This is a genomic window from Mesorhizobium sp. M1A.F.Ca.IN.020.06.1.1 (genome assembly GCF_004023265.1).
Classification (GTDB): Bacteria; Pseudomonadota; Alphaproteobacteria; order Rhizobiales; family Rhizobiaceae; genus Mesorhizobium.
Genome location: NZ_RZSR01000135.1, coordinates 1 through 8,972, shown reverse-complemented (window position 1 = coordinate 8,972; position 8,972 = coordinate 1). Strand labels below are relative to the sequence as shown.

Annotated in this window: 11 protein-coding genes and 1 pseudogene; 5 read left to right on the top strand and 7 right to left on the bottom strand. The window is 63.9% G+C overall.

The window, feature by feature from the left end:
* Together EOA60_RS38845 and EOA60_RS08785 are read right to left on the bottom strand one after the other, a co-directional pair.
* Nucleotides 1–153 (bottom strand): annotated as a pseudogene (locus EOA60_RS38845) (hydrolase); the annotation flags it as partial.
* Nucleotides 153–1,016 carry a folate-binding protein YgfZ gene (locus EOA60_RS08785; protein ID WP_095823673.1) on the bottom strand — a complete coding sequence of 288 codons (864 nt, stop codon included), beginning with the start codon at nt 1,014–1,016 and terminating at the stop codon, nt 153–155. The pseudogene EOA60_RS38845 and the gene EOA60_RS08785, both read right to left, overlap by 1 nt.
* 85 nt (nt 1,017–1,101) lie before the next feature.
* Here EOA60_RS08785 and EOA60_RS08780 point away from each other — a divergent pair, with 85 nt between their 5' ends.
* On the top strand, nt 1,102–2,433 hold the full coding sequence (locus tag EOA60_RS08780; protein ID WP_095823672.1) for a dihydroorotase: 1,332 nt from the start codon (nt 1,102–1,104) through the stop codon (nt 2,431–2,433).
* Nucleotides 2,434–2,613: 180 nt separating this feature from the next.
* Here EOA60_RS08780 and EOA60_RS08775 read toward each other — a convergent pair whose 3' ends face one another.
* From EOA60_RS08775 to EOA60_RS08760, 4 genes are all read right to left on the bottom strand, one after another.
* Entirely contained in the window at nt 2,614–3,408 is a 795-nt protein-coding gene (locus EOA60_RS08775; protein ID WP_095800109.1) for a hypothetical protein, read from the bottom strand.
* A 150-nt stretch (nt 3,409–3,558) separates the two neighbouring features.
* The gene (locus tag EOA60_RS08770) at nt 3,559–3,816 is read right to left on the bottom strand and encodes a hypothetical protein (protein ID WP_066997401.1); all 258 of its coding nucleotides are present in this window, start codon (nt 3,814–3,816) and stop codon (nt 3,559–3,561) included.
* A gap of 338 nt (nt 3,817–4,154) precedes the next feature.
* Nucleotides 4,155–4,532 carry a TIGR02301 family protein gene (locus tag EOA60_RS08765; protein WP_095781940.1) on the bottom strand — a complete coding sequence of 126 codons (378 nt, stop codon included), beginning with the start codon at nt 4,530–4,532 and terminating at the stop codon, nt 4,155–4,157.
* Nucleotides 4,533–4,601: 69 nt separating this feature from the next.
* Complete coding sequence (locus EOA60_RS08760; RefSeq protein ID WP_095777839.1) at nt 4,602–5,030, bottom strand: NUDIX hydrolase; 429 nt, start codon at nt 5,028–5,030, stop codon at nt 4,602–4,604.
* A gap of 113 nt (nt 5,031–5,143) precedes the next feature.
* Here EOA60_RS08760 and EOA60_RS08755 point away from each other — a divergent pair, with 113 nt between their 5' ends.
* Nucleotides 5,144–5,905: an SOS response-associated peptidase gene (locus EOA60_RS08755; RefSeq protein WP_095823671.1), complete on the top strand. Its 762-nt coding sequence runs from the start codon at nt 5,144–5,146 to the stop codon at nt 5,903–5,905.
* A 99-nt stretch (nt 5,906–6,004) separates the two neighbouring features.
* On the opposite strand, the gene EOA60_RS08750 is transcribed toward EOA60_RS08755, so the two are convergent.
* Entirely contained in the window at nt 6,005–6,160 is a 156-nt protein-coding gene (locus EOA60_RS08750; RefSeq protein WP_082953737.1) for a hypothetical protein, read from the bottom strand.
* A 388-nt stretch (nt 6,161–6,548) separates the two neighbouring features.
* Between EOA60_RS08750 and cysS the strand changes: the two genes are divergently transcribed.
* The 3 genes from cysS to EOA60_RS08735 all read left to right on the top strand — a co-directional run bounded on the left by cysS (nt 6,549) and on the right by EOA60_RS08735 (nt 8,910).
* A complete protein-coding gene (cysS, locus tag EOA60_RS08745) occupies nt 6,549–8,000 on the top strand; it encodes a cysteine--tRNA ligase (protein ID WP_095823670.1) in 1,452 nt (483 codons plus the stop codon).
* A gap of 107 nt (nt 8,001–8,107) precedes the next feature.
* Nucleotides 8,108–8,527 carry a DUF559 domain-containing protein gene (locus tag EOA60_RS08740; protein WP_281058585.1) on the top strand — a complete coding sequence of 140 codons (420 nt, stop codon included), beginning with the start codon at nt 8,108–8,110 and terminating at the stop codon, nt 8,525–8,527.
* Nucleotides 8,524–8,910 (top strand): VOC family protein, encoded by a 387-nt coding sequence (locus EOA60_RS08735; protein WP_066997387.1) that lies wholly within the window; start codon nt 8,524–8,526, stop codon nt 8,908–8,910. Before EOA60_RS08740 ends, EOA60_RS08735 begins: the two co-directional genes overlap by 4 nt.
* The last annotated feature ends 62 nt before the right edge of the window (nt 8,911–8,972 follow it).

Below are 8,972 nucleotides of genomic sequence, written 5' to 3'. Positions count from 1 at the left end.
GGTCTGGCCGTTCCAGCGGGCGACGCGGGCGAGGCCATGCGCGATGTCGGCGATCTCGATGTCGAGCGGCGAGGGGTCGAGCAGGTCGAGCCGCCGGCCGGACAGCATGCGCTGCCAGGCGCGCGGCGGCGCTCCCGCCCTGTCGGCCGCCATCAGGCCTCCTCCGCGCTGACGGTGTCTTGCGGGAAGGAGAATTTCGCCCAGCCCGGGATGGCGAGCGTCACCGGGACGTCGCCGGCCATGATCGGGTCGCGGGCATCGAGCGCTGCCTTGACGCGGTCGATGCGGGCAATGACGAGGCCGCGTCCGCCGCTTACCGAACCCAGCGTCCCGACCGGGCGGCCTGCGACGGTGAGCTCGGTACCGGACGCAGGCAGGGAACCCCCGGCTGTGGCGATCAGCACGCGGCGTCGCGCGGTGCCGCGATGCTGCATGCGCGAGACGACTTCCTGGCCGACATAGCAGCCTTTCTTGAAGCCGACGCCGCCGGTCTCGTCGAGGAGAACGTCATGTGGGAAAGCGTCACCGAGCTGATAATCGCTGCCGCTTTCGGCGATGCCGTTGGCGATACGCAGGGCCCGCCATGCGCCGGCATCGCCGCTGTCCTGAACTGCGCCCTCATATTTGCGCCTGACCTCCACCTCGCGGAAGCGCGTGTCGGCGAGGGAAGTTGAATTGGCAAGTGAGGCGGTTGAATCATCGCCCCATGCAACCGTGACAAGCGCCTGATCCTGCTTGGCAATCTCGGCCTTTGCCCTCAGCCGGTAAAGCATCAGCCGGCGCACGAAGTCATCGGCTATGTCGGTCCGGCATTCCAGCCGGAAGCCGTTCTCGCCGGCGCGAGAGATGAGAAAATCGAACAGGATCTTGCCTTGCGGCGAAAGCAGCGCGCCGGGCTTTGCCTCGCCGGCGCCAAGCGCATCGAGATCGGTGGTGAGGATGTTTTGCAAAAAATGTTCGGCATCCTGGCCTGACACGGAAATGAGCGCGCGGTCTTTCAGCAGGGCAAAGGGCATGGGCGTGAAGTCGGCCTGATCTTGCAAAAATGATGGTCATTACGTAAGCCGGCCACACTCCCCCCGCAAGAGATTGGACCAGTCCATGGCAACCACCTTCGACCTCATCCTGACAGGCGGCACGGTAGTTAACCATGACGGTGAAGGCCGGCGCGATGTCGGCGTGAAGGCCGGGCGTATTGCCGCGATAGGCGATCTCGGCCAAGCGTCGGCCGGCGAGACGATCGATTGCACGGGCCTGCACATCCTGCCCGGCGTCGTCGACAGCCAGGTGCATTTCCGCGAGCCGGGACTGGAGCACAAGGAAGATCTGGAAACCGGGTCTCGCGCCGCGGTTTTGGGCGGCGTCACCGCGGTCTTCGAGATGCCCAACACCAATCCGCTGACCACCAGCGAGGCGGCCCTTGCCGACAAGGTGCGGCGCGCCACCGGCCGCATGCATTGCGACTTCGCTTTCTGGGTTGGCGGCACGCGCGACAATGCCGGCGATGTCGGCGAGCTCGAGCGGCTGCCAGGAGCTGCCGGCATAAAAGTCTTCATGGGCTCGTCCACCGGCGACCTGCTGGTCGAGGACGACGAAGGCGTCGCCTCCATCCTGCGCAACACCCGCCGCCGCGCCGCTTTCCACTCCGAGGACGAGTTCCGTCTGCGCGAGCGGCTCGGTCTGCGCGTCGAGGCCGATCCCTCGTCGCATCCTGTCTGGCGCGACGAGATCGCGGCGCTGCGCTGCACCGAGCGCCTGGTGCGCATCGCGAGACAGACGCGCGCGCGCATCCATGTGCTGCACATCTCGACGGCCGAGGAGATCGTTTTCCTCGAGCAGCATAAAGACGTCGCTACATGCGAGGCGACGCCGCATCACCTGACGCTCTCAGCTGACGACTATGCGCGGCTCGGCACGCTGATCCAGATGAACCCGCCGGTGCGCGCGGCGCGCCACCGCGACGGCGTCTGGCACGGCATTGCGCAAGGGATCGTCGATGTGCTGGGGTCCGACCACGCGCCGCACACGCTGGCCGAGAAGGCGAAGCCTTATCCTGCCTCGCCTTCGGGCATGACGGGCGTGCAGACGCTGGTGCCGATCATGCTCGACCATGTCAACGCCGGCCGGCTCACTTTGCAGCGTTTCGTCGATCTCTCCAGTCATGGTCCGCAGCGCATCTTCGGCATGGCGGGAAAGGGCCGCATCGCCGCCGGCTACGACGCCGATTTCACCGTCGTAGACCTGAAGCGCCGCGAGACCATCACCAACGCGCAGGCTGGCTCCAAGGCGGGCTGGACGCCCTATGACGGCAAAGAGGTCACCGGCTGGCCGGTCGGCACCATCGTGCGCGGCAACCGGGTAATGTGGGACGGCGAGATCGTCACGCCCGGCCAGGGCAGGGCGGTGGAGTTTTCCGAGGCGCTGGCGGCTTAGGCCACGTTGGATTTCTTAAGCGCGCCCTGCATTAAGAGTGCCTGCAGCTGCGGGAACTTGCCCTGGTCGATTTTCTTCTTGCAAATGCCGACGGTGGGAGCCGATGCGATTCCGGCTCTGCGAGAGGAGGCAAACCGCATATGGCCGCAGACCAAAATTGGCAAGGGATGAGCTTCTGGCTCAATCCCCGGCGACGAAGAACAGCCACTGGCCGGCGGGCGTGATGCCGACGCGATAGAAGATATAGGCGCCGAACTGCTTCATGTCGTCATAGTCGCTTGCGGTGACGAGTTTGAACAGCTCGACGCGCTGCCTGGGATCCAGCTTGTCGAGCGGCAGCGCGAAGAAATACGGCCAGACATAGAGCTCCTGCGGCGTGCCGGTGTCGACATGGACATAGCCGGCGCTGAGCACCTCTTCCAAAATGGCGAGAATCTCTTGGCCGTCGCCGTCGCCGGAGAGTCCCTTGAGGAAAGCGACCGGGTCGCCCTCGATGTCGCCGAGCGAAAGCTGCGTCATGGATTCGCCCGAGCCGATCAGCGGCCGAAGTTTCTCGATATCGCCGCTCTTGCAGGCCTCGATGATCAGGCCGTGCATGCGTTTGACCGGTTCGGGAAGCTTGTCGAGGTCGTAGACGACGGGCGGCGGCGGCGAATCCGGGTCGGAGCGCGGGCTGGTGATGCCGCCGCTGCCGGTTGGCGCTTCCGGCGCGCTCTTGTCCGTCTCATCGGCCGGCTGGCTGTTGTCGGAGGGTTTGGTGCCGGGCGCGGCCGGCATTGGCACGGTGGTCCCCGGAGCGGTCGTTTCGTCACTGGTGGACGGAGTGACCGGCGAAGGCAACTCCTCGCGTTGGATCTCGCTTAGCGCATAGCAAGGCGTGCTGGCGAGGCAGATTGCCAATGGCCCGGCGCAGGAAGCAGTGATCCAGATGCCGAGGGCCAGCCCGCGCGGCCTGCCTGCCAACGAAAATCTCACCCCTTGCCTCTCCATGGTTCCGGGCTCGCTAGGGCAATTCCAGAAAACTGTGCAATGGTTTCTGTCCGGAATTGCGAAAAACTAATGGCTAGGCGGCGGGTATGATGCCCAAACGGCGCGTCGCCGTCAAAAGCAGCCAAAGCGGGCGGGCTAGTGCCTGAGCCGTTCCGGCTCGAACGCGCCGGAGATCACCTTTTCGCGCATGCGGTCGAGCAGGGCCAGCGCTGAGGTCTCACCATTGGCGCGCAGCATCTCGCCGAAGGCGGTTTCCAGCGCAGCCTCGGCGATGATTTCGGGCTCGATGCCGGCCGACAATCCTTCCGCCCAGGCTTCGCTGTGGCTCTCCACGGCGGTCAGGCGCTTTTCTTCCCTGACCAACGCGTCGATGTCGCTGACGCCATGTTCCATTGCGATGTCCACCTTTTCAAGCGTCGGTCCGGCAAGGCACCGGGCTTGACTTGCCAGTTCATGCGCTGCTCGTACAAGTGCTTGTAAATACGACATTTCTGCAGTCGCAATCTACATATCGAGCAAGGCTGCGATCAATTCCGACCGAGCTTAGCCGATTAGACCAGCTTGCGGCATTAAAACCTTCAGTTTGAGTTAATTCCGCATTTGTCCACTAACGTTTCATTAACATTGTTGCACAAGCGCAACAGATGATTGCACCAAGGCGCAGCCTGATACAATAAGGCCGGCCACATTGGAGCGATTTGTCGGTGGATAGTCGCGATCGATGCCGGTCCTCAATTCCCGTAGCGGGAAGCGATATCGCGCGACAGCGTCTCGCCTTCCTTCATGTAGCGGGCAATGGCCTCGGTGGCCGAAGGCGTGCACTGCGTGTAGGTGCCGCTGAAGGAGCGGTAGCCGCGATTGAAGGAGGCGATGAAGCGGGCGCGCCGGTTGGGATCGGGATTTTCCGACTCGAGCAGCTTTTCCATCTCCAGCCGCCACTGGTCGCCTTTCTCGCCGCAGAGGTTGCGCAGGAAATGCAGCGAACCCAGCACCTCGGCGAGGCGCATCAGCCCGGGCTCGAACGGCGCCTCGGCCGCCGATGCCGGCTGCACCGTGACGGCCATGCTGATGGCGAGGCTTGCGGCGAGAAAGGGGGAGGCGCGGGTCATCAGGGCCTTGCGATGGAAGAGCAAGGCTTTGTGGCGAAACATTTTGTCGCCTGCAAGGCCATTCTGGGGTCACCGCTCGGCGGCTTGCGCAGGACCAAGCAACTCCTCGGCAACTTCAAACACATCGCCCGCCAGCGGCATCGCCGCCATTTCCGCCAGCGTGTAGAACGCCGCCGTCTCGGCGTCATCGCTCGCTGCCGGCTCGCCGCCGACATAGGCCGCGCCGAACACCGTCAGCAGATAGTCGACCGCGTGGTGCTCAGCGCGGCCGTCGATATGGATGTCGCGCAGCGGGCGGTAATCCTTCGCCTGGAGCCCCGTTTCCTCCTTGAGTTCGCGCGCCGCGGCTTGCGCCAGCGTCTCGCCCGGCTCGACCTTGCCGCCGGGATACGCGTAGAGCCCTTGCGAAGGCGGCCGCGCCCGCTTGACAAGCAGCACCGTCTTGCCGCGCACGACGGCGACGGAGACTGCCGGGATAATCTTGCGAACCTTGTTCATGCGTTGCGAATCGCGCCGGCTGCCGGCTTGGTTGTGGACCGGACAGCTTTAGCGGTTGCGGCGCGGCGGTTCCATCGCCACTTTCATGGCGATCCCGACCGAAGAGCCAATCCATGTGCGGACGCTTTGCCCTGACCGCCTCGCCGGACCAGACCGCCGCCATTCTTGGCCTGGCGGAGCTGGGGGCGTTTCCGGCCCGCTACAATATCGCTCCGACGCAGCCGGTGCTGATGGCGTTCGCCAGTCCGCCAAGAGCGCCAGGCTCCAACCTGCCAGACCGCCAGGCGATGCTGGTGCGCTGGGGCCTGATCCCGACTTGGGTCAAGGATACGAAGGAATTTCCGCTGCTCTTCAACGCGCGCTCGGAAGGCGTGCTGCAGAAGGCCTCGTTCAAGACCGCCATGCGCCATCGCCGGGCCCTTGTGCCGGCCTCCGGCTTTTATGAATGGCAGCAGTCGGGTAGCGCCAAGGGCCAGCCCTACTGGATCCAGCCGCGGCGGGGCGGGGTGATCGCCTTCGCCGGTCTGATCAAGACCTATGCCGAGCCGGGCGGTTCCGAGGTGGACACCGGCGCGATCCTCACCACGCGGGCCAACGCCGGCACCGCCCATATCCACGACCGCATGCCGGTGGTGATCGAGGAACGCGATTTCGCCCGCTGGTTGGATTGCCGCACGCAGGAGCCGCGCGACGTGCTCGACCTCCTCAAGCCCGCCGAGCCCGATTTCTTCGAGGCGATTCCGGTTTCCGACCTCGTCAACAAGGTCGCCAACACCGGGCCGGAGATTCAGGAGCGGGGCATGGTCGGGCCTCAGCCCGACAAGGTCAGGCGCCAGAAACCCGGCGCGGACGAAAACCAGATGACCCTGTTTTAGCGAAGGCTGCTAGCGGAGGCCTTCATCTCCAGGGCGAGCATTGGCGTCGCCCTCATCGCCGGCACCCCGATCATCGGAGACTGCGCCGGTCCTGCCGTTTCAAGCGGCGCGCGGCGAGATGATCTTCTGCGCCGGCTTCTTCTTCTTCGCGGTGTGAAGAAGGGCTGCGACGATGGCCGCAGGGCCGATCGCGCGGTAGTGGCTGGCGAGCGGCTGTTGCGCCGGTCGACTTTGTTCTTGCTTACTTCGAGGCATTGTTCTCTTCCCTGGTAACGTTTTCGTGTCTGGGTTTGGTGGTCGATTCGGACCAAATCGTGACGTTTGGCGGTCTAGTCCGATAATGTTTCATCACTGTGCCGAGATGCTTAATAAAATGTTTCGGCCCGTTTTTACCTGTGATGGAACGACAGCTTTCCCGAGTTGAGCGACTTGACGGCAACACCTGCGGACGCGATAAAGCCGGGCATGAAAACGTCTTTCGCCATTTGTGGCATTTGCATTATTGGCTAGCCTCGCGCTGGTCCGGACGTTTTCGCCTTATCTTCCCCTAGATTGGACAAACGCCCCGGCCAGCAGGCTGGAGCCCGATTTGCGCCCGCGCGCGGGGAGGCTCCGTCCAACATAAGGGATCGGAAGAGCACGAATGTCTGACGCATCGAAGGGCCTCAGCCTTTACAACACGCTGACGCGGGCGAAGGAGCGTTTCGTTCCGATCGATCCGCAAAACGTGCGCATGTATGTTTGCGGCCCGACAGTCTACGACTTTGCCCATATCGGCAACGCGCGGCCGGCGATCGTCTTCGACGTGCTGTTCCGTTTGCTGCGCCAACTCTATGGCGAAAAGCACGTCACGTATGTGCGCAACATCACGGATGTCGACGACAAGATAAATGCGCGCGCCCTGCGCGATTTCGGCGCCGAGATCGAAGTCGGGACGCTTTCGCTGAACGACGCGATCCGGCGCGTCACCGAAAAGACCGCCGACCAGTACCACAAAGATGTCGCGGCACTCGGCTGTTTGGAGCCGACCCACGAGCCGCGGGCGACCGAGTTCGTCGCGCCCCGCGCCGACGGCAAGGCCGACATGCTGTCGCTGATTGCGCAACTGATCGAGCGCGGCCACGCCTATGTCGCCGGGGGCGAGGTGCTCTTCGACACCGCCTCGATGCCCGATTATGGCGAGCTTTCGAAGCGCAATCTCGACGAGCAGCAGGCCGGCGCCCGCATCGCGGTCGACGTCCACAAGAAGAACCCCGGCGATTTCGTTTTATGGAAACTCTCGACGCCGGAAGAGCCCGGCTGGGAAAGCCCGTGGGGCAGGGGCCGTCCGGGCTGGCACATCGAATGCTCGGCCATGTCGGCCGCCTATCTCGGCGAGATCTTCGACATCCATGGCGGCGGCCTCGACCTGATCTTCCCGCATCACGAGAACGAGATCGCCCAGTCGCGCTGCGCCCACGGCACCAAAGTCATGGCCAATGTCTGGATGCACAACGGCTTCCTTCAGGTCGAGGGCCAGAAAATGTCGAAGAGCCTCGGCAATTTCTATTCGATCCATGAGCTCTTGGAGACCGAGACTTTCGGCGGCAGGAAATGGCCGGGCGAGGTGCTGCGGCTGGCGATGCTGATGACGCATTACCGCGAGCCGATCGACTTTTCCGTGCGCAAGCTGGAGGAGGCGGAAAACACGCTGCGCAAATGGAAACGTGCGGCCGACCTTGCACCCGCGGCGGCGAGGGACCTGCCGGCATACGTGCTGGAGGCGTTGTCCGACGACCTCGCCACCTACACTGCCTTTCAGCGATTGACGCAGCTTGCCGGCGAGGCGGTGGAGTTCACTGGCGCCGGCGAGAACGCCGCCGCGGCTTCACTGAAAGCGGCGCTTGCCTTTCTGGGTTTCGATGTCGGCGCAGCGAAGGTGGACGAAACCGTGATCGCTGCGGCGATCGCCAGGCGTCTGAGGTTCATCGCCGATAAGAATTGGCCCGAAGGCGACCGCATCCGCGACGAGCTTCTGGCGCAGGGCGTTCAGCTCAAGGACGGCAAGGATCCGGTCACCGGCCAGCGCGTGACGACCTGGGAGATCAAGCGGTGAGGGTGGCGCAGGGGATCGTTTCAGGACTGGCGGAGGCCCCGGTGACGTCCAATCTCCCCCGCAAGGGGGGAGATTAGCTCGGGCGTGCGATTTCGTTAGTCGCAAACGTGAGGGCGTGTAGCTATGGTCACGACCTCGTTCCATCCCGTCAGCGCAATAACGCCAAGTCCATGCGGCGTGCCATGACGGATGCCGAGCTGAAACTTTGGAACGAGTTGCGTGCCCACCGCTTGATGGGCATGAGCTTCCGGCGGCAGGTGCCGATCGGGCCTTATATCGTTGATTTCGCGTGCTCGGCCCATCGCCTCATAGTCGAGGTCGATGGCAGCCAGCATGGCGATGCGGAACACTTAAACCGTGACGAGGCAAGAAGTGGCTATCTAGCTGCAAGCGGCTGGACCATCCTGCGCTTCTGGAACGACGACGTGATCCGCGATATCGACAATGTCTGCCAGCACATCGTCATTGCGGCCGGCCTGGCCGGCGCCGAAGTGCCGGAGACCGCAACGCAGGAGCTCGTTCCATGATCGATCATCTCGGCATCAGCGTTTCCGATTTCGAAAAGTCCAAGGCCTTCTACGACAAGGCGATGGCGCCGCTTGGCGCTTCGCTGCTCTACATGGTGCCGGAGGAATATACCGCCGGCGCCAAGGTCGGCGGCTATGGCCGCGACCGGCCGGTGTTCTGGCTGAGCGCGGGCAAGGAGAAGCCGAAGGACCATCAGCATGTCGCCTTCACCGCGCGCAGCCGCGCCGAGGTCGACGCTTTCCATGCCGCGGCCCTTGCGGCCGGCGGCAAGGACAATGGCGGGCCGGGGCTGCGTCCGCATTACCACCCCAATTATTACGGCGCCTTCGTCTTCGATCCCGACGGCAACAATGTCGAGGCGGTCTGCCATGATCCGGAGTGAGCTCGATGGGAGGGATCGATGAGCCTTGATAACCGGCCGGTCTATACGGGCGGGTGCCAGTG

Coding starts and splice junctions, on each gene's coding strand:
- EOA60_RS08735 (WP_066997387.1), top strand. CDS start 8,524: ATGATCGATCATCTCGGCATCAGCGTTTCCGATTTCGAAAAGTCCAAG.
- EOA60_RS08750 (WP_082953737.1), bottom strand. CDS start 6,160: ATGCCTCGAAGTAAGCAAGAACAAAGTCGACCGGCGCAACAGCCGCTC.
- EOA60_RS08755 (WP_095823671.1), top strand. CDS start 5,144: ATGTGCGGACGCTTTGCCCTGACCGCCTCGCCGGACCAGACCGCCGCC.
- EOA60_RS08760 (WP_095777839.1), bottom strand. CDS start 5,030: ATGAACAAGGTTCGCAAGATTATCCCGGCAGTCTCCGTCGCCGTCGTG.
- EOA60_RS08785 (WP_095823673.1), bottom strand. CDS start 1,016: ATGCCCTTTGCCCTGCTGAAAGACCGCGCGCTCATTTCCGTGTCAGGC.
- EOA60_RS08765 (WP_095781940.1), bottom strand. CDS start 4,532: ATGACCCGCGCCTCCCCCTTTCTCGCCGCAAGCCTCGCCATCAGCATG.
- EOA60_RS08780 (WP_095823672.1), top strand. CDS start 1,102: ATGGCAACCACCTTCGACCTCATCCTGACAGGCGGCACGGTAGTTAAC.
- cysS (WP_095823670.1), top strand. CDS start 6,549: ATGTCTGACGCATCGAAGGGCCTCAGCCTTTACAACACGCTGACGCGG.
- EOA60_RS08770 (WP_066997401.1), bottom strand. CDS start 3,816: ATGGAACATGGCGTCAGCGACATCGACGCGTTGGTCAGGGAAGAAAAG.